The 18,904-nt window shown below is 70.9% G+C and carries 19 protein-coding genes; 11 read left to right on the top strand and 8 right to left on the bottom strand.

All coding sequences use genetic code 11. The features are described 5' to 3' along the window. Positions 1 to 54 precede the first annotated feature (54 nt). From ACF062_RS34685 to galU, 4 genes are all read right to left on the bottom strand, one after another. Complete coding sequence (locus ACF062_RS34685; RefSeq protein WP_392143564.1) at positions 55 to 555, bottom strand: molybdenum cofactor biosynthesis protein B; 501 nt, start codon at positions 553 to 555, stop codon at positions 55 to 57. Then, a complete protein-coding gene (gene moaC / locus ACF062_RS34680) occupies positions 552 to 1,076 on the bottom strand; it encodes a cyclic pyranopterin monophosphate synthase MoaC (protein ID WP_392143563.1) in 525 nt (174 codons plus the stop codon). The genes ACF062_RS34685 and moaC overlap by 4 nt, the downstream gene beginning before the upstream one ends. Before the next feature lie 87 nt (positions 1,077 to 1,163). Continuing rightward, entirely contained in the window at positions 1,164 to 2,510 is a 1,347-nt protein-coding gene (glp, locus tag ACF062_RS34675; RefSeq protein WP_392143562.1) for a gephyrin-like molybdotransferase Glp, read from the bottom strand. 4 nt (positions 2,511 to 2,514) lie between these two features. Then, positions 2,515 to 3,450 (bottom strand): UTP--glucose-1-phosphate uridylyltransferase GalU, encoded by a 936-nt coding sequence (galU, locus tag ACF062_RS34670; protein WP_392143561.1) that lies wholly within the window; start codon positions 3,448 to 3,450, stop codon positions 2,515 to 2,517. 93 nt (positions 3,451 to 3,543) lie between these two features. Here galU and ACF062_RS34665 point away from each other — a divergent pair, with 93 nt between their 5' ends. After that, the gene (locus ACF062_RS34665) at positions 3,544 to 4,161 is read left to right on the top strand and encodes a 5-formyltetrahydrofolate cyclo-ligase (RefSeq protein ID WP_392143560.1); all 618 of its coding nucleotides are present in this window, start codon (positions 3,544 to 3,546) and stop codon (positions 4,159 to 4,161) included. Positions 4,162 to 4,240: 79 nt separating this feature from the next. Here the strand turns inward: ACF062_RS34665 and ACF062_RS34660 are convergent, their stop codons facing one another. Continuing rightward, positions 4,241 to 7,042 (bottom strand): penicillin acylase family protein, encoded by a 2,802-nt coding sequence (locus ACF062_RS34660; RefSeq protein WP_392143559.1) that lies wholly within the window; start codon positions 7,040 to 7,042, stop codon positions 4,241 to 4,243. Between the two features lie 216 nt (positions 7,043 to 7,258). On the opposite strand from ACF062_RS34660, the gene ACF062_RS34655 reads away from it, so the two are divergent. From ACF062_RS34655 to mscL, 6 genes are all read left to right on the top strand, one after another. Continuing rightward, positions 7,259 to 8,791, top strand: a complete 1,533-nt coding sequence (locus ACF062_RS34655; protein WP_392143558.1) for a potassium/proton antiporter — start codon at positions 7,259 to 7,261, stop codon at positions 8,789 to 8,791. 263 nt (positions 8,792 to 9,054) lie between these two features. Further along, positions 9,055 to 10,326 (top strand): MFS transporter, encoded by a 1,272-nt coding sequence (locus ACF062_RS34650; protein WP_223775137.1) that lies wholly within the window; start codon positions 9,055 to 9,057, stop codon positions 10,324 to 10,326. Positions 10,327 to 10,393: 67 nt separating this feature from the next. Then, complete coding sequence (locus ACF062_RS34645) at positions 10,394 to 10,723, top strand: FmdB family zinc ribbon protein (protein ID WP_392143557.1); 330 nt, start codon at positions 10,394 to 10,396, stop codon at positions 10,721 to 10,723. An 84-nt stretch (positions 10,724 to 10,807) separates the two neighbouring features. Beyond that, the gene (locus ACF062_RS34640; protein ID WP_392143556.1) at positions 10,808 to 11,659 is read left to right on the top strand and encodes an S-methyl-5'-thioadenosine phosphorylase; all 852 of its coding nucleotides are present in this window, start codon (positions 10,808 to 10,810) and stop codon (positions 11,657 to 11,659) included. A gap of 235 nt (positions 11,660 to 11,894) precedes the next feature. Then, complete coding sequence (locus tag ACF062_RS34635) at positions 11,895 to 12,410, top strand: RcpC/CpaB family pilus assembly protein (RefSeq protein WP_392143555.1); 516 nt, start codon at positions 11,895 to 11,897, stop codon at positions 12,408 to 12,410. A 138-nt stretch (positions 12,411 to 12,548) separates the two neighbouring features. After that, positions 12,549 to 13,025: a large conductance mechanosensitive channel protein MscL gene (gene mscL / locus ACF062_RS34630; RefSeq protein ID WP_392143554.1), complete on the top strand. Its 477-nt coding sequence runs from the start codon at positions 12,549 to 12,551 to the stop codon at positions 13,023 to 13,025. 7 nt (positions 13,026 to 13,032) lie between these two features. Here mscL and ACF062_RS34625 read toward each other — a convergent pair whose 3' ends face one another. Both ACF062_RS34625 and ACF062_RS34620 read right to left on the bottom strand, forming a co-directional pair. Then, entirely contained in the window at positions 13,033 to 13,260 is a 228-nt protein-coding gene (locus ACF062_RS34625; protein ID WP_392143553.1) for a hypothetical protein, read from the bottom strand. A 37-nt stretch (positions 13,261 to 13,297) separates the two neighbouring features. Beyond that, a complete protein-coding gene (locus ACF062_RS34620; RefSeq protein ID WP_392143552.1) occupies positions 13,298 to 13,612 on the bottom strand; it encodes a hypothetical protein in 315 nt (104 codons plus the stop codon). Positions 13,613 to 13,844: 232 nt separating this feature from the next. Here ACF062_RS34620 and ACF062_RS34615 point away from each other — a divergent pair, with 232 nt between their 5' ends. From ACF062_RS34615 to ACF062_RS34600, 4 genes are all read left to right on the top strand, one after another. After that, a complete protein-coding gene (locus tag ACF062_RS34615) occupies positions 13,845 to 15,116 on the top strand; it encodes a low temperature requirement protein A (RefSeq protein WP_392143551.1) in 1,272 nt (423 codons plus the stop codon). A gap of 23 nt (positions 15,117 to 15,139) precedes the next feature. Continuing rightward, on the top strand, positions 15,140 to 16,207 hold the full coding sequence (locus ACF062_RS34610) for a P1 family peptidase (RefSeq protein WP_392143550.1): 1,068 nt from the start codon (positions 15,140 to 15,142) through the stop codon (positions 16,205 to 16,207). A 153-nt stretch (positions 16,208 to 16,360) separates the two neighbouring features. Further along, complete coding sequence (locus ACF062_RS34605; RefSeq protein ID WP_392143549.1) at positions 16,361 to 17,578, top strand: Ig-like domain-containing protein; 1,218 nt, start codon at positions 16,361 to 16,363, stop codon at positions 17,576 to 17,578. A gap of 155 nt (positions 17,579 to 17,733) precedes the next feature. Further along, positions 17,734 to 18,495, top strand: coding sequence for a DUF6227 family protein (locus tag ACF062_RS34600; protein WP_223775146.1), 762 nt, complete (start codon positions 17,734 to 17,736; stop codon positions 18,493 to 18,495). Positions 18,496 to 18,568: 73 nt separating this feature from the next. Here ACF062_RS34600 and ACF062_RS34595 read toward each other — a convergent pair whose 3' ends face one another. After that, the gene (locus ACF062_RS34595) at positions 18,569 to 18,832 is read right to left on the bottom strand and encodes a hypothetical protein (protein ID WP_392143548.1); all 264 of its coding nucleotides are present in this window, start codon (positions 18,830 to 18,832) and stop codon (positions 18,569 to 18,571) included. Between the last annotated feature and the right edge of the window lie 72 nt (positions 18,833 to 18,904).

The following is an 18,904-nucleotide window of genomic DNA, read 5'->3' as shown; positions in this document are numbered from 1 at the left end:
TCGGGCGGAGGGTGACATCTCCGTCCGTCAGCTCGACGGGCCAGGCAGGGCTGTTCAGCTCGCACCCCCCGAGGGCCCGGGATGGTCGCCGCCGCGCAACTGGTCGACGGCATGCGTGAGCAGCGGCTCCAGGACGGCGAGGCCGTCGCGCACGCCGCCCGTCGAACCCGGCAGGTTCACGATGAGCGTCCGGCCCGCGACCCCGGCGAGACCCCGGGAGAGCACGGCCGTGGGGACCTTGTCCCTGCCGTACGCGCGGATCGCCTCCGCGATGCCCGGCACCTCATGGTCGATGACGCGGCGGGTGGCCTCGGGCGTGCGGTCGGTGGGCGAGATGCCGGTGCCGCCGGTGGTGACGACGACGTCGTAACCCGCCGCGGCTCCCGCGCGCAGGGCCTGCTCGACGGGGTCACCGTCCGGGACGACCTGGGGGCCGTCGACGGCGAAGCCGAGCGCGGTCAGCGCCTCGGCGATGAGGGGGCCGCCACGGTCGGCGTAGACCCCGGCGGCGGCGCGGTTCGAGGCGGTGACGACGAGCGCGCGGTAACCGCTCATGCCCCCGCTCCTTCGCGGCTCCAGTCCCCGGACTTGCCGCCGGTCTTCTCCTCGACGCGTACGTCCGTGATGACGGCGCCCTTGTCGACGGCCTTGACCATGTCGATCACGGTGAGGGCCGCGACGCTCACCGCGGTGAGGGCCTCCATCTCCACGCCCGTACGGTCCGTGGTCTTCACCGTGGCGAGGATCTCCACGGCGTCGTCCGCCACAAAGAGGTCGAGCTTCACTCCGGAGACGGCCAGCGGGTGGCAGAGCGGGATCAGGTCAGGGGTGCGCTTGGCGCCCATGATCCCGGCGATCCGGGCGGTGGCGAGGGCGTCGCCCTTGGGGACGCCCTCACCCCGCAGGAGCTCGATCACGCGCGGCGAGACCAGGACACGGCCGCTGGCGCGGGCGGTGCGGGCGGTCACGTCCTTCGCGGACACGTCGACCATGCGGGCCGCGCCCGCCTCGTCGATGTGCGTCAGTCGCTGCTGCTCAGGGGATCCGGGGGTGTCCCCCCGGGAAATCGCGGTCATGTGCTGTGGCGCTCCCGGTCCGGGCCCCGCGCGGTGCGGCGCGCGCGGGCCTGCTGTGCGCGACACGGTACCGCGCGGGCGGCGTTCTCAGCCGAGCAGGACCACGTCGACGTCCGTGCCCGGCTCCACCGAGGTGACGTCCTCGGGGACGACGATCAGCGCGTCCGCGTGGGCGAGCGCGGCGACCAGATGCGAGCCGGCGCCCCCGACGGGTGTCACTGTGCCGGCTTCGGCGTCGTACTTCCCCCGCAGGAACTGGCGGCGTCCCCGGGGCGAGCCCAGCGCCTTCTCGGTGGCCAGCCCCGCGCGCGTGAGGGGCCGGTGCACTTCAGGGAGGCCCATCAGCGTGCGGATCGCCGGGCGCACGAAGAGCTCGAAGGAGACGTACGAGGACACGGGGTTGCCCGGCAGCGCGAGCAGCGGCGTGTGGTCGGGGCCGATCGTGCCGAAGCCCTGCGGCTTGCCCGGCTGCATGGCGAGCTTGCGGAACTCCACGCCGCCGCCCGCCCCGATGCCGGTCTCCTCGTCCGGGTCGCCGAGGGAGGTCAGGGCCTCCTTCACGACGTCGTACGCGCCGACGCTCACACCGCCCGTGGTGACGACGAGGTCGGCGCGGATCAGCTGGTCCTCGATGGTGGAGCGCAGCGTCTCCGCGTCGTCGGCGACCGCGCCCACGCGGTAGGCGATGGCCCCGGCGTCGCGGGCCGCCGCGGTGAGGGCGAAGCTGTTGGAGTCGTAGATCTGGCCGTCCGCCAGGGACTCGCCGGGCTGGATCAGTTCGCTGCCGGTGGACATGACGACCACGCGGGGGCGCGGGCGCACCTTCACCGTGCCGCGGCCGACGGCGGCGAGCAGGGCGATCTGCGGCGGGCCGAGGACCGTGCCCGCGCTCAGGGCTCGGTCACCGGCGCGGACGTCGCTGCCCAGCGCGCGTACGTGCGCGCGTGCCTCGGCCGGGCGGTGCACGCGGACCTCTCCGGTCGCACCCTCGGGGGCGGCGCTGTGGGCACGCATACCGGAGACGGGGCCTTCGCCGAGGCCTCCGTCGGTCCACTCCACGGGGACGACGGCCTCGGCGCCGGGCGGCAGCGGGGCGCCGGTCATGATGCGGGCCGCCTCGCCCGGGCCGACGGTGGGCTGTTCGCCCGCGCCCGCCGCCACGTCGCCGATGACGCGCAGGACGGCGGGGAACTCCTCGCTCGCGGCCTCGATGTCGGCGATCCGTACCGCGTACCCGTCCATGGAGCTGTTGTCGAAGGGCGGCAGCGAGACGGGCACCGTGACGTCCTCGACGAGGACGCAGCCCTGTGCGTCGAGGAGTTGGAGCTCGATGGGTTCGAGCGGGCGGACGGTCGCGAGGATGTCGTCCAGATGCTCTTCCACCGACCACAGGGGGGTCTGGCCGGTGGTCGGTGTCGTCGTGCTGCTGCTCAAAGTGCTACATCTCCTCGGTGACGTAACTGCGAAGCCAGGCCTTGAAGTCCGGGCCCAGATCCTGACGTTCGCACGCCAGTCTGACAATGGCACGCAGATAGTCGCCCCGGTCGCCGGTGTCGTAGCGCCGGCCCTGGAAGACGACGCCGTGCACCGGACCGCCGGCCTTCCCCGCGGCGCTAGCCGCTGATTGATACGTCGCGGCGAGCTGCTGGAGGGCGTCGGTGAGCTGGATCTCGCCGCCGCGACCCGGCTCGGTCTTGCGCAGGACGTCGAAGACGGCGGGGTCGAGGACATAGCGGCCGATGATCGCGTAGTTGCTGGGCGCGTCGGCGGTGTCGGGCTTCTCGACCAGGTCGGTGACCTTGACGACGTCGCCTTCCTCGGTCGCCTCGACGGCGGCGCAGCCGTAGAGGTGGATCTGTTCCGGGGCCACCTCCATGAGGGCGATGACGCTGCCGCCGCACTGCTCCTGGACCTCGACCATCCGGGCGAGGAGCGGGTCGCGGGGGTCGATGAGGTCGTCACCCAGGAGCACGGCGAACGGCTCCTTGCCGACGTGCGGAGCAGCGCACAGGACGGCGTGACCGAGCCCCCTGGGGTCGCCCTGGCGGACGTAGTGCATCGTCGCGAGGTCGCTGGACTCCTGGACCTTGGCGAGCCGCGCCTCGTCGCCCTTCTTCAGAAGGGCCGACTCCAGCTCGTAGTTGCGGTCGAAGTGGTCCTCCAGCGGGCGCTTGTTACGCCCCGTGATCATGAGGACGTCGTCGAGACCCGCCGACACGGCCTCCTCGACCACGTACTGGATCGCCGGCTTGTCGACGACCGGCAGCATCTCCTTGGGGGTCGCCTTCGTGGCCGGCAGGAAGCGTGTGCCGAGGCCTGCCGCCGGGATGACCGCCTTGGTGATCCGGGGGCGCGGGGGGTGAGACTCAGTCATGCGGCCACCATATCCGGTACGTATGTGCGGAATCTGTGGGTCCAGATAATTGGATGGCATATGCGCCCAACAGGAAGGATTTGAGAGCATCCCATGAGCGGAAGAGCCGAGGCCGAAGGACAGCCAAACAAGCGCACGTTGCGGCGAGGCCTCCTCGCGGTGAGAAGCGGGTTGACGGGGGATGACACGCGGAAGGCGGCCGCGCTGCTCGCCGAACACGCGCTGGAGCTCACGGAGCTGGCCGCGGCGCGGACGGTCGCGGCGTACGTCTCCGTGGGGAGCGAGCCCGGCACGCGCGTACTGCTCGACGCCCTCCACGCGCGCGGGACACAGGTCCTGCTGCCGGTGCTGCTCCCGGACAACGACCTGGACTGGGCCGCGTACGAGGGGGAGAGCTCCCTGGTCCGCGTGCGGCACCAGGGGAAGATCGAACTCCTTGAGCCCTCCGGGCCCCGGCTCGGCCCAGAAGCCGTCCTGGCGGCGGACGCCGTCCTGCTGCCGGGGCTCGCGGTCGACGAACGCGGGACGCGGCTCGGGCGGGGCGGCGGCTCGTACGACCGCGTCCTGGCCCGCCTGGCGCTCTCGGGCGCCGATCCCGCTCTCGTGGTGCTGCTGTACGACTCCGAAGTCGTCGCGCGCGTCCCCGCCGAAGTCCACGACCTGCCGGTGCACGCCGTGGTGACGCCGTCGGGGGTGCGCCGCTTCAGGTGACTCCCGTGGGTCCGGGAACGCCGAAAGGGCCCTCCACGCGCGCGTGGAGGGCCCTTTCAGGATTTAAGGGTCCCGGTGGTCAGGGGCGCAGGACCAGCTTGTCGCTCGTGCTCTTCTCGACCGCCTTGTCGGTGTAGGCCCACGGCAGGAGCTCGCCCTTGGCCCACTTCTCGGTCTGGTCGGTGTAGTGGTCGTTGTACGCGTGCCCCGAGGCGCCCGTGAGGTTGATCCACTTGGACTTGTCGAGGTCCTTGAGGTTCACCACCATGCGCATCGACGGCACCCAGACCACGCCGTAACCGCCCGCCGCGTTCCAGCCGGTGGCGTTGACCGCCGCCTCGCCGCCGCCGAGGTTCCAGGGCCCGCGGTTGAGCACGTACTGGAGCCAGCCGGGGCCCTCGGTGCCGAGCGTCTGGTTCTTCAGCGTGAGGCGGTGCAGGCGGCCCCAGCTCCAGGTGTCGATGTCCTTGCCGAGCTTGGCCGTCAGGTCCCAGCGCGCGTCCACCATGGCCCGCTTGAACAGCTGGTCGCGGGTCTTGGTCTCCTTCTCGGTGCGGGTCGCGGGCGACTTCCACCAGTCGTTGGTCTCGTCATCGATGATCTTGCGGACCACTTCGTAGTAGCGGTCGCCACCGTCCGGCTGGGCCGAGTCCGCGTCACGCTGGCCGCACTCGCGCACCTTCTTGCCCTCGTCGGCGGGACCGGTGTTGCCGGCCGGCTCGACGCTCAGGCACTGGCCCTTGACGCGCAGCTCCTTGGGGAGCTTGTTGCCGAAGGCGAGCTTGAGGATGTTGCGCCAGACCGAGTTGAAGTACGCGGCGGCGGCCGAATCGGCGTCCTGGGTGTAGTCCCAGCCCTCCAGGAGCTTCTGCGCCTCGCGGACGTACTTGTCCTTGACGTCGATCTTCAGCAGCTTGGGCACCAGCAGCTTGGCGATCTCGCTGCTGTTGTCCATCTGCATGAGGCGCATGTCCTCGGTGGAGATCTTGCCGCCGTTCTTGATCTTCGACTGGATGAGGTCGTCGATGCGCTGGCTGCGCGCGCCGTAGCCCCAGTCACCGGTGAGCTTGTACGGGTACTTGTCCTCGTCGATCACGGCCTGGTTGGCGGTGACGATGTAGCCGCGCTTGGGGTCGTACTCGTACGGCAGGGCGTCCTGCGGGATGTAGCCGGTCCAGCGGTACTCCGGGTCCCAGCCGGGCGCCGGGAGCGAGCCGTCGCCCTTGCCGCGGGTCGGGATCCTGCCCGGCGCCTGGTAGCCGATGTGTCCTTCGCGGTCGGCGTAGACGAGGTTCTGGGACGGCACCTCGAACAGAGCGGCCGCCTTGCGGAACTCCGTGAAGTTCTTCGCCTTGTTGAGCTTGAAGACCGCGTCCATGGACTTGCCGGGGCTCAGTGCGGTCCAGCGCAGCGCCACTCCGTAGCCGTCGCCCCGGTCGGGGGCCGCGGCGTCGACGTGGGCCTTCTTGCCGACCTTGACCAGCTCGTCGTCGCGGTCGGAGATGAGCGGGCCGTTGTTGGTCTCCCGGACCGTGATCGTCTTCGACTTGCCGCCCGCGACCTTGATGGTCTCCTCGCGCGACCGGAAGGGCAGCACCTTCTTGCCGTACTGGTAGCCGTCCCCGGTGAACTTCTCCAGGTAGAGGTCCGTGACGTCGGCGCCGAGGTTCGTCATGCCCCAGGCGATCTCCTGGTTGTGGCCGATGACCACGCCCGGCATGCCGGAGAAGGTGTAACCGGAGACGTCGTACTGGCACTTGTCGGAGACGGACCGGCAGTGCAGGCCCATCTGGTACCAGACGGACGGCAGCTGCGGGGCCAGGTGCGGGTCGTTCGCGAGGAGCGGCTTCCCGGTGATCGTGTGCTCGCCGGAGACGACCCAGGAGTTCGAGCCGATGCCGTTGCCGTTCGGGCCGAGGATCGCGGGGACCTCGTCCAGGGCGTCGGAGACCCCCGAGAGCTGCGACTGGAGCCCGTCGGGCGCCTCGGCGCCACCCGCGAGGCCGGAGCCCGCGGTGCCGCCGCCTGTGCCCGTGGCGCCACCGGTGCCGGTCCCTGTGCCCGTGCCCGTGCCGCCGGTTCCGGACTGCGTGCCGGTGCCCTTGGCGTCGTACTCCTCGGTGACGGCGTCGTAGGCGCCCTCACGGACGATCGGCTTGTTCCGCTTGAACGGGTACTCCGGGTACAGGTCCTTGATCTGCGAGGGGCCGAGGCGGCTCGTCATCAAGGAGCGGTCGATCTCGTCCTGCATGTTGCCGCGCAGGTCCCAGGCCATGGCCTTGAGCCAGGCCACGGAGTCGACGGGGGTCCACTTCTGCGGCTTGTAGTCGTTGGTGAAGCCGAGCGCCGCGTACTCGACGGAGATGTCCTTGCCGTCCTTGCCGTCGAGGTAGGCGTTGACTCCCTTGGCGTAGGCCTGGAGGTACTTCTTCGTCTCCGGGGAGAGCTTGGAGTCGTACTCCTTCTTCGCCACCCGGTGCCAGCCGAGCGTGCGCAGGAACTCATCCCTCTCGACCTGGCTCTTGCCGAACATCTCGGAGAGCCGCCCGGAGGTCATATGGCGGCGTACGTCCATCTCCCAGAAGCGGTCCTGCGCCTGGACGAAGCCCTGTGCCATGAAGAGGTCGGCGTCGGACTCGGCGTAGATCTGCGGGATTCCGTTCCCGTCCCGCTTCACCTCGACGTTGCCCGACAGGCCGTCGAGCTTGAGGGTCCCCTTGGTCTGCGGGAAGGAGGCGCGCACGGTGCTGATGCTCCAGTACGCGCCGAAGCCGATGCCTCCGACGATGGCCAGGACCAGGACGATCACGACGAGTCGGGCTCGGCGCCCCTTCTTCTTGCCGGACTTATGACCGGAAGAGGCGGTGGTGTTGGAGGGCATCGCTGTCCTTGCTGTCCTTACGCGAGCGGCAGGGCGGGCTGTGCTGTCGACTGGGCGGCTCTGGGAGCGCTGGAGCAACCATAGGCGCAGGGCGTCTCGGCCTCGGACGCGGAGTCAGGAACCGGACCCCAGAAGATCGTAAACGCGTTCGAAGGCATCAAGAAGGCGTTAACGATTAGGTAAGGTAACGAAGTACTTGGCTCGCAAGAAGTGCTTGTGCGCGCGCGGAGGAAGGAACGGCCCCTGACTGTCCACCACCTCAACCAGCTCCTGCTCGTCTGCTCCCTGGTTCTGCTCGTCGCCGTGGCGGCGGTCCGCATCTCGTCGCGCAGCGGGCTCCCCAGCCTGCTCCTGTACCTCGGCATCGGCGTCGCCATGGGTCAGGACGGCATCGGCGACGTCCACTTCGACAACGCCGAACTGACGCAGGTCATCGGCTATGCCGCCCTGGTCGTGATCCTCGCCGAGGGCGGCCTCGGCACGAAGTGGAAGGAAGTGCGGCCCGCCCTGCCGGCGGCCGCCGTCCTCTCCACCGTCGGCGTCGCGGTGAGCGTGGGCGTCACGGCGGCGGGCGCGCACTACCTGGTGGGGCTGGACTGGCGGGCGGCCCTGATCATCGGCGCGGTCGTCTCCTCGACGGACGCCGCGGCTGTCTTCTCGGTGCTGCGGAAGGTGCCGCTCCCCTCACGCATCACGGGTGTCCTGGAAGCGGAGTCGGGGTTCAACGACGCCCCTGTGGTGATCCTCGTCGTGGCGTTCTCCACGGCGGGGCCGGTGGACGACTGGTACGTGCTGCTCGGCACGATCGCTCTGGAGCTGGCGATCGGCGCCGCCATCGGCATCGCGGTCGGTTGGCTCGGCGCCTACGGCCTGCGGCACGTGGCCCTGCCCGCCTCGGGCCTCTACCCCATCGCCGTCATGGCCATCGCGGTCGCCGCCTACGCGGCCGGCGCCATGGCCCACGGCAGCGGCTTCCTCGCCGTCTACCTCGCCTCGATGGTCCTCGGCAACGCCAGGCTGCCGCACTGGCCCGCCACCCGCGGCTTCGCCGAGGGGCTCGGCTGGCTCGCCCAGATCGGCATGTTCGTCCTGCTCGGCCTCCTGGTGACCCCGCACGAGCTGCTCGACGACACCTGGCACGCGATCGTCATCGGGCTGGTCCTGACGATGGTGGCGCGGCCCCTGGAGGTCGTGCTGAGCCTTGTGCCGTTCCGCATGCCGTGGCAGGAGAAGGCGCTGCTGTCGTGGGCCGGCCTGCGCGGCGCCGTGCCCATCATCCTGGCCACGATCCCCATGGTGAACGGCGCCGAGGACAGCCAGCGCATCTTCAACATCGTCTTCGTGCTCGTCGTCGTCTACACCCTCGTCCAGGGCCCGACGCTGCCCTGGCTGGCCAAGCTGCTGCGGATCGGCGGCTCCTCGGAGGCCGCCGACCTCGGCATCGAGTCGGCGCCCCTGGAGCGGCTGCGCGGGCACCTCCTGTCGGTCGCCATCCCCGAGGGCTCGCGCATGCACGGCGTCGAGGTGGCCGAGCTGCGGCTGCCGCAGGGCGCGGCGGTCACGCTGATCGTGCGGGAGGGCGAATCGTTTGTCCCGCTGCCCACGACGGTGCTGCGGCGCGGCGACGAGCTGCTGGTCGTGGCGACCGACCCGGTGCGGGACGCCGCCGAGAAGCGGCTGCGCGCGGTCGGCCACGGCGGAAAGCTCGCCAGTTGGCTGGGAACCGACGGAGAAAAACACCAATCGTAGGTGGCGGGGGTCTCATCGGCTGCGATCACAGGGGCGGATCACCCTGTTGCCTGTACGATAAAGGCGCGCCTGAAAAGGCACCTCACTGAACCAACTGATCGAACCAACTCTGCCTGAAGCAGAGCTGGCGCGACCGTATGGCGGCCGTGACGCCCCCGCACCGGGCCCCGGCATCTACCGCAGTTCCGCGCAAGAGGACAGCTCTCGGCATCGTCGCCCCCAAAAAGGGCGCCGCGCTACCAGGCGGCAGAAAGGCACGGGCCGTGGCATCCACGGTCACCGAATCCCGCCCGGGTTACGGACAGCTCCTGCGCACCCCTCGCGCCTGGACGTTCCTGCTCCCCGGCTTCGCGGCGCGACAGCCGTTCGCGATGCTGACCATCTCCATCGTCCTGCTGGTGCAGCACACCACCGGCTCGTACGGTGCCGCGGGCGCCGTCTCGGCCGTCACCGGCGTCTCCATGGCGCTGTTCGCCCCCTTCAGCGGCAAGCTCGCCGACCGGTTCGGCCAGCGTGCCGTGCTGGTGCCCGGCGTGCTCGTCCACTCCGCCTCCGTCATCACCCTGACGGTGCTGGCGCTCTCCGACGCCCCCTTGTGGGCGCTGTTCGTGGCCGCCGTGCCCGCGGGTGCCTCGACGCCGCAGATCGGCCCCATGGTCCGGGCCCGCTGGGGCGTCAAACTCCAGGGCTCCCCGCTGGCCACCACCGCGGCCGCCTTCGAGTCGGTCACCGACGAGCTGACCTTCGTCCTCGGGCCGCTCGTGGCGACCGCTCTGTGCACCGGCGTGGACCCCTCCGCCGGGCTGCTCACGGAGGCCGGGCTCACGCTGATCGGCGGTCTGCTGTTCGCCGCGCAGAAGGGCACCCAGCCGAAGCCGTCCTCGCATGTCGAGGGCCACGCGCGCGTGGAGCACGTCTCCGCGCTGCGGGTCCCCGGTATCCGCGTATTGATCGTGACGTTCCTCGGGATCGGCGCCGTCTTCGGCGGCATGCAGGTCTCGCTGGCCGCCTTCACCGAGTCGATCGGCGAGCCCGGCCTGAACGGCGTCCTGTACGGCACCTTCGCCGCCGGCAACATGCTCTCCGGCGTCGTGTGCGGCGCCATCGCCTGGAAGGTCTCCCCGCAGCGGCGCCTCATCGTCGCGTACGCGGCGCTGACCCTGATGGCCTCCGGGCTGTGGGCCGCGCACTCCGCGCCGCTGCTCGCCGGGCTCGGTCTGCTGGTCGGCGTCTGCATCGCGCCGGCGCTGATCACCGGCTACACGCTGGTGGACAAGCTGGTCGCGCCGACCGGCCGCACCGAGGCCTTCACCTGGCTGACCGGCGCCGTCGCGCTCGGGCAGGCCGCGGCCGTCACGGTCGCCGGACAGCTGGAGGACCGCTTCTGGGACGGCGCCGGATTCCTGGTCCCCCTGGGCGGTACGGCACTGGCTCTCGCGGTCCTCGTGACGCTGCGCTCGCGCCTCGTTCCGAAGGCCCCGGGGCGCACGGTGGCGCGTGGCGTCGGTCACCGCCAGCCGGTCACGGTGGACTGATCCCCCGGAATACGTCACTATGGATCGTCGTTAGCACTCATCGAGTGAGAGTGCCAGGAGGAAGCAAGTGCCGACGTACCAGTACCAGTGCACCGAGTGCGGCGAGGGCCTCGAGGCGGTGCAGAAGTTCACTGACGACGCCCTGACCGTGTGCCCGAACTGCGACGGACGCCTCAAGAAGGTGTTCTCGGCGGTCGGCATCGTCTTCAAGGGCTCCGGCTTCTACCGCAACGACAGCCGCGGCTCGTCGTCGAGCAGCACGCCGTCGTCTTCGCCGTCGAAGTCCACGTCCGACGCGAAGTCCACGGCTTCCACGTCGGCCGCTTCCGGTTCCTCGTCTTCTTCGGGCTCGGCCTCGTCCGGCTCCTCGTCGACGTCTTCGAGCTCGGCCGCGTAAGGCCTCCGGGCTTCTTCTCCAGGGACCTCGCCGTTCACCGACGGCGGGGTCCTCGGCGTGTCCGGCGCCGATACTGTGCCGTCCATGGTGAACACGGCGAACGCGACGCGGGCCGAGATCGGCGTGATCGGCGGCTCCGGCCTCTACTCCTTCCTCGACGACATGACCGAGGTCCAGGTCGACACCCCCTACGGCGCCCCGAGCGACTCCCTCTTCCTCGGCGATGTGGCGGGCAGGCGGGTCGCCTTCCTGCCCCGCCACGGCCGCGGCCACCATCTGCCCCCGCACCGCATCAACTACCGCGCCAACCTCTGGGCGCTGCGCTCCGTCGGCGTACGCCAGGTGCTCGGACCGTGCGCGGTCGGCGGGCTGCGGGCCGAGTACGGGCCCGGCACCCTTCTCGTGCCCGATCAGTTCGTGGACCGCACGAAGACGCGGACGCAGACGTACTTCGACGGGGTGCCGCTGCCGGACGGCAGCGTTCCCGAGGTCGTGCACGTGTCATCGGCCGACCCGTACTGCCCGGTGGGCCGGGCGGCCGCGCTGAAGGCCGCGCGCGGCCGTGACTGGGAGCCGGTGGACGGGGGGACGCTCGTCGTGGTCGAGGGGCCGCGCTTCTCGACCCGGGCGGAGTCGCGCTGGCACGCGGCGCAAGGCTGGTCGGTGGTGGGCATGACCGGGCACCCGGAGGCCGTGCTCGCGCGGGAATTGGAGCTCTGCTACACGTCGTTGACGCTGGTCACCGACCTGGACGCGGGGGCGGAGGCCGGTGAGGGCGTCTCGCACGAGGAGGTCCTGCGGGTGTTCGCCGCGAACGTGGACCGGCTGCGGGGTGTGCTGTTCGACGCGGTCGCGGGGCTGCCGGCGGTTGGGGAGCGGAAGTGCCTGTGCGCGGGGGCGTTGGGCGGGATGGAGCCGGGGATTCCGTTGCCGTGAGGGGGCGGGAGGGCCGGGCGGGTGTGAGGCTCGGGCAGGTGTGAGGGTCGGGCAGGGGTGGGGGCTGTGGCAGGTGTGATGGCTGTGGAAAGTGGTGCCACTCGGGTGGAGGTTTTCCTTCGGGTGAGGGAGTTGTCCACAACCGGCGAGTAGTCCACGGGCCTCAGCGGGAATCGGCGCGGGCCTGCATCGTGAGAGCGCAAGCCCAGCTCTCGCACCGCAGGCGGTGGTTGTCGTGACCCACGTTCCTCCCCAGGCCAGGCCGTCGGACGGCTGCCCTGTCCCCCACTTCTCGCCCGTGCGGGTGCGCGGCGGCCATCCACGGCTGCGCCGGCTGTCGCGGCACCGGCGGCGGGCCCTGGCCGTGGGGCTCGCCATGACCGCCGCCGCCCTCGCGGCCACGGCCCCGGGGGACGCCGACCGGCCGCCGGGGTCCGCCGCGGCGGCCGAGCAGTCGCGGGTGCGGCCGTCCATGGAGACGGTGACCGCGCCGGTGCGGATCGCGGACGCGGGCGCCGCGGGGCTGCTGCGCCCCGGCGACCGGGTCGACGTGATCGCCGCCGAGGGGCCGCCGGGGAGCGGTGCGAAGCCGCGCGTGGTGGCGGCGAGCGCGCGGGTCTCCGAGGTGCCCGAGCAGGCGGAAGGGGCCGCGGAGAGCGGGGCGCTGGTGGTGCTGTCGGTGCCGCGTGACACGGCGTCGCGGCTCGCCGGGGCCGGGGCGAGCGCCCGCCTGGCGGTGACGCTGCGATGAGCCGCACCGTTCACGATCGCACTGGCACCCGGTCAAGTCGCCCGTTGGGGAAAGGCGATTGGACAGGCTCTCCACGGTCTGACGTAGGTTGCGAAGTCGTTTGTTCCGCAACCCGCACATGCAACGAAAGGCCTCGTGGTGAGCGAGAAGAAGGTACCGGGCGTCTGGGAGGGCTTCAAGGCCTTCCTGATGCGCGGGAATGTGGTCGACCTTGCGGTCGCGGTGGTCATCGGCGCCGCGTTCACGAACATCGTGAACTCAGTGGTGAAGGGTGTCATCAACCCGCTGGTCGGCGCCTTCGGCACGAAGGATCTCGACCACTACAGCTCCTGCCTGAAGTCTCCCTGCGAGGTGAACGCCGCAGGCGAGGTGTCCAAGGGCATCCCGATCATGTGGGGCACCGTGCTCAGCGCGGTCCTCAGCTTCCTGATCACCGCGGCCGTCGTGTACTTCCTGATGGTGCTGCCGATGGCGAAGTACCTCGCGAGGGTGGCCGCCAGGAGGGCCGAGAAGGAAGGCACTCAGGAGGTCCTCGAAGTCTCCGAGCTGGAGGTCCTCAAGGAGATCCGCGATGCCCTGGTGGCGCAGCGCGGCTCCGGGCACGACGAGCGGTAGCGCGGGCTCAGAGGTGGTGGGGCGGCTTCTCGTCGAGGAACCGCGCCAGATCGGCGGCGCTGTCACCGCCAGTGTCGGCCCGCTCGCCCCACCCTCGGTCCGTGTCGTCCGAAGACTGCTGCGACAGCGGGTCGTCGAAGACCAGAGTGTTCCGCGGCTTCTTGCCCCGCTCGGGGCTCGCCGGGCTCTTCGGGCTCTCCGGATCGCGCGGTTCGGGGGCGGGGGCGGTGCTCATGTCTCCAGGGTACGGCCACGAGGACCGGCGGCCACCGTCAGACGGCCTTCAGGCCCTCGGCCGCGAAGATCTCCTTGGCGGTGGCGATCTGCTCCGTGCTCGGCGAGGGCGTGTCGCGCAGGGTGAATACCTTGCCGAGCGCCTCCCACTTCGGGCCGGTGACGAGGACGAAGCGCACCCAGACATCCTTGCCCAGGCCCGCCAGGCGGTGGGCGAGGTCGAGGGTCGGCCGCAGGGGCCGGTCCGTGACCTTCGGGTGGGTTCCCGGTTCGCGTTCGCTCAGGGTCCCGACCTTGCTACGGGGCCTGACCTCTCCAAGATCGCCTGCGTGAGGAGCCGGCGGCAGAGCCATAGGACACGGACGCCCGAGCCCGAAGGCACGGAGGTCGAGGGGACTTCGGGCCCCGAACTCCGGCGGCGCGTCCCCGGGGCCGACCGGGCTTCGGCAGGGCCTGGCGCCGAGGGCCCGTCCGCTCGTCGGGCAGGCCGCGGCCGGGCGGCGGCCTTGCTTCGCCCGGGTGGCCCTCCCCCGACGCCGGGCGGCGCAGCCCGGTTCGGCGTACGCCTTCTGCTGTGGTGGCCCCATGACGTCATCGCCTGGCTCCCCCGACACCCCCGGCTCACCCGCCACTCCGGGCCCCACCGGCCCCGCAGACTCCACCACGGCGGACGCGCCTCCCGCATCCTCCGTCTCCGCCAGGCCGCTGCGGCCCCTCCTCTCCCGTGGGCGGGACGAGAAGCACCGCGCGGCGACGCCGCTGGAGCTCTTCTTCGACCTCTGCTTCGTCGTGGCGGTCGCCCAGGCGGGTGCCGAGCTCGTACATGCCGTTGCCGAGGGCCACGCGGGCGAGGGCATCTTGAACTACGCGATGCTCTTCTTCGCTCTGTTCTGGGCCTGGGTCAACTTCTCCTGGTTCGCCTCGGCGTACGACAACGACGACGCGCTGTACCGCGTGGTCACGCTGCTCCAGATCGCCGGTGTCCTCGTCTTCGCGGCCGGAGTCTCCAAGGCCTTCCAGGAACACGACTTCCTGCTGGTCTGGCTCGGCTACCTCATCATGCGGATCGCGCTCTCCTCGCAGTGGCTGCGCGCGGCCAGGAACGCGACGGGCGCCGAGCGCGCCACGGCCCTGCGGTACGCGGCCGGCGTGCTGATCTGCCAGATCGGCTGGACCGGGCTGCTGTTCCTGCCCGAGGGCGCCCGGCCCTGGCTGTTCCTCGTGATGGCGGTCGCCGAGATGTGCGTGCCGGTGCTGGCGGAGCGGGGGTACACCACGGCCTGGCATCCGCACCACATCTCGGAGCGGTACGGCCTGTTCACGATCATCGTGCTCGGCGAGACGATCGCGGCGGCGACGATCGCGGTGAAGTCCGGCATCGAGGAGAACGACGCCCTCGACGAGCTCCTGCCCATCGCCGCGGGCGGCCTGCTCATCGTCTTCGCCGCGTGGTGGATCTACTTCGTCGTGCCCATCCACGGGCGACTGCGCAGCAACCGGCAGGCATTCCTGTGGGGGTACGGCCACTACGTGATCCTCGGTTCGGCGGCGGCGATCGGCGCCGGGATCGAGGTGGCGGTCGAGCAGGCCGTGGGCGAGGCCCACCTGTCGACACTGGCCGCGTCCGCCGCGGTGACGGTCCCCACCGCGCTCTACCTCATCACCCTCTGGGCGCTGCACTCCCGCTACTACAAGGTGGGCATCGCCCAGCAGTTGGTGCTGCCGGCGAGTGCGTTGGCGACGCTGGCGAGTACGTTCGCGGGGCGCTGGGCGGTGCTGGTGGCAGGTCTCGTGGCGGTGGTGACGGTCGCGACGGGGGTCACGCTCACCGCCCGCACGGGCCGCCGCGCGCAGTAGGCATCCGTGATACGCATCGTCGTATGACTACTGACGCGGCAGCGTGCTCGACCACCGGCTCCCTGACCGATGTCGCGGGTCTGCGCGTCGGACACGCCACTCTGCACGGCGACGGACAACTGACGGGCACCACGGTGGTGTTGGCGCCCGAGGGCGGCGCTGTCGCCGCCGTGGACGTGCGCGGCGGCGGGCCGGGCACCCGCGAGACGGACGCCCTCGACCCGCGCAATCTCGTACGGCGCGTCGAGGCCGTCGTCCTCACCGGAGGCAGCGCGTACGGCCTGGACGCCGCGTCCGGGGTGATGGCGTGGCTGGAGGAGCGCGGGCGAGGGGTGCGGGTCGGGCCCGAGCCCTCCCAGGTCGTGCCCGTCGTCCCGGCCGCCTGCGTCTTCGACCTCGGCAGGGGCGGCGACTTCAAGGCCCGTCCCGGTTCGGCGACCGGGCGGGCCGCGGTGGAGGCGGCCGCGCGCACGGAGCCGTTCACGCCGGTCGTGGAGGGCAACGTCGGGGCGGGGACCGGCGCGGTGGTCGGCGCCGTCAAGGGAGGCGTCGGCAGCGCGAGCGTCCGCCTCGACTCGGGCGTCACGGTCGCGGCGCTGGTCGTGGCGAACGCCGCGGGCTCGGGCATCGACCCCGGGACAGGCACGCTCTACGGGCGGTACTTCGCGGGGCGGCGGGTCGACCACCCGGCGCCGGAGGTCCACGAGGAGGCGACGCGGCGCCTCGCCGAAGTCGCGGCGGAGAAGGGACCGCCGCCGCTCAACACCACCCTCGCCGTCGTCGCCACCGACGCCGAACTGTCCAAGGCCCAGGCGCAGAAGCTCGCCGGTACCTCGCACGACGGCATGGCGCGCGCCGTGCGGCCCGTCCACCTCCTCAACGACGGCGACACGGTCTTCGCCCTCGCCACGGGAGAGCGCCCGCTGGCCCCGGACGGCCCGCTCGCCCTCAACGAGATCCTCGCCGCCGGGGCGGACATGGTGACCGCGGCGATCGTGCGGGCGATGCTGGCGGCGGAGTCGGTCCGGACGCCGGGCGGCACCTTCCCCGCGTATCTCGACCTCTACGCCGCAGAGAGCCCTCACCGATAACCGCATAGCATGTGACAAACGAGCAAATACCCACCCTCGCAAGCCTCTTGGGCACGAAGTGTGCTTACGCTCACACCCTCCGGAGGGAACCTCTCCGCGCATCCGGGCGCTCTTTACTCGTACTGGATCAGAACACGTACGTTGGAGCAGCCCGTGACAAGGTCGGTCATAGTCAACCCCCGGCGCCGTGCCCTGCTGGCCGCCACCGCGCTCGCCGCTGCGGGCGCGCTGACCCTTACGGCCTGCGGTGGCGACGCCGACGCCAACGGCGACAAGAAGGGTGCGAACTCCGCCGCCAAGGGCGCCGACATCACCATCTCCTCCAAGGACGGCGCCACCGACGCCTCGATCAACCACACCGGCGTCAAGGTCAAGAACGGCAAGCTGACCAGTGTGAAGATGACGTCCGTGACGTCCGGCACCGCGGTCGAGGGCACCATTTCCGGGGACGGCACCTCCTGGAAGCCGAAGGTCCAGCTGGAGCGCGGCACGAAGTACAAGGTGACCGCCAACGCCAAGGACCCGAAGGGCAACGCGGCGACGGAGAACGCGACGTTCACCACGGTCTCCACGGCCAACAGCTTCATCGGCAGCTACACCCCCGACGGCGGCACCACGGTCGGCGTCGGCATGCCTGTCTCCTTCAACTTCGACAAGCCGATCACGGAGAAGAAGGACGTCCAGTCGCACATCACGGTGACGTCCACCAGCGGCCAGAAGGTCGTCGGCCACTGGTTCGGCAACCAGCGCCTGGACTTCCGGCCCGAGGAGTACTGGAAGGCCGGTTCCAAGGTCACCATGAAGATCGACCTGGACGGCGTGAAGGGCGCGAACGGCATCACCGGCGTGCAGAAGAAGACGGTCACCTTCACCGTCGGCCGCGCGCAGGTCTCCACCGTCGACGTCAACACCAAGAAGATGACGGTCGAGCGGGACGGCAAGGTCATCAAGGCCATCCCGATCTCCGCGGGCAGCCCGTCGAACCCGACGTACAACGGCAAGATGGTGATCTCCGAGAAGTTCACCCAGACCCGGATGAACGGCGACACGGTCGGCTTCGGCGGTGAGTACGACATCAAGGACGTGCCGCACGCCATGCGCCTGTCCACGTCGGGCACCTTCATCCACGGCAACTACTGGGGCTCGCCGTCGGTCTTCGGCAGCGCCAACACCAGCCACGGCTGCGTCGGCCTCCAGGACGCGCGCGGCGCGGGCGACCCGAACACCATGGGTGCCTGGTTCTACAACAACTCCCTCATCGGCGACGTCGTGACGGTCAAGGGCTCCCCCGACAAGACGATCGCCCCCGACAACGGCCTCAACGGCTGGAACATGCCGTGGAGCGAGTGGACGGCGGGCAGCGCGGTCTGACCCACCTCCGGGCGGCCCCGCCGCCCCCCAACCGCGCGAGCCACGGGGGAACTTCCCTCGTGGCTCGCGCGTTTTCCCGTTCCCGGGCATGATGTCGGACCCAGGGGCTACGGTATGCACTCACCAGGTGACATGCAGCAACGCCGGGAGAAGCCTTGAGCGTTCCGTACGAAACGGCGTACGAGCCACCCGAGTCGCCCGAGCCACACTCTCCGGAGGAGCACCTCGAGCGACTCCTCGGCCGCGCCCTGAACTCCTTCGACCTGCCGGACGAGGTGATCCGCCGCCTCGACTCGGCCTTGGCCCACGACAGTTCCCTGCACTCCGCGCACCACAGCGCGGGCCTGCACCGCGAGACGTACAGACACTCCTGGCTGCTGGCCGACGCGTCCGTGCTCACGCTCTGGGAGCTCGTCCACAACACCACGCCGGGCAGCGCCCCGACGTACGAGCTCTACGCCGACGAGGAGGAGGCGGGCGTCGCCACCTCGCGGCTTCCGCTGCCGCCCGACCCGCCCGCCTGCGGCCGGCCCGTCATGTTCCACATGTCCGCCGACCCCGGCCCCCGCCACACGTACGTCCCGGACGACTCCGCGGACCACGCGCGGCGGCTGCTGCGCCGCGCGGAGAACCCGGACGGCGACTTCCCCGGCGAGGACATCGCGCGCCTGCTGCGGGCGGCGTTCGCGCACCAGATAACGCAGGCCTTCGGCCGCCCCGGCCTGAGCGGCGAGGCGCGTCTGAGCTTCTCGCTCTACGAGCACGCGTTCCTGCTCTTCGACGGCGGCGAGATCAGCCTCTGGGAGGTCGAGCACACCCTCACCCCCGACAGACGCCACATGTGCGAGGTGTACGTCACCGAGGAGGCGGCCCGCGCCGCGATGGAGCGCAGGGCCCGGAACGCGGCGGCGGGTTAGCGGTGCGGCGGGGCCCGCGACGTGTCGGGGTCCGCGACGTGCGGACCGGTCGGCGGGCCGACCGGCCGACCTTCTAGGAGTGTCGTTTCCCGAACTGCCGGACGAGACCGGCGAAGGCGGCCCGCTCGTCCGCGGTGAGTTCCACGGCCTCCGCGCGCGGCGGGCGCTGCTGGCCCGGAAGGGCCCGGAGGCCCTGGAGGCCCTGGGCCTTACGCCACGCCTCCACGTCGGGGCGCTCCCTGCGCATCACCCGCACCAGGCCGACGGCCCAGGCCACGGTCGCCACGGCGAGCGCGGCCACGCCAATCTGCTGAACGATCGAGACATCCTGGAGCATGCGGCCCAGTAGACAACAGCGGACAGGACTTACGACAGGGGGTTATGGGGCTTAGGTCCCGAAGTGACGCAA

The sequence above is a fragment of the Streptomyces sp. NPDC015345 genome (assembly GCF_043078805.1).
In the GTDB taxonomy this organism is placed as follows: Bacteria; Actinomycetota; Actinomycetes; order Streptomycetales; family Streptomycetaceae; genus Streptomyces.
Note: the sequence above shows the minus strand (reverse complement) of the source record. Positions and strands in the feature narration are given on the sequence as shown.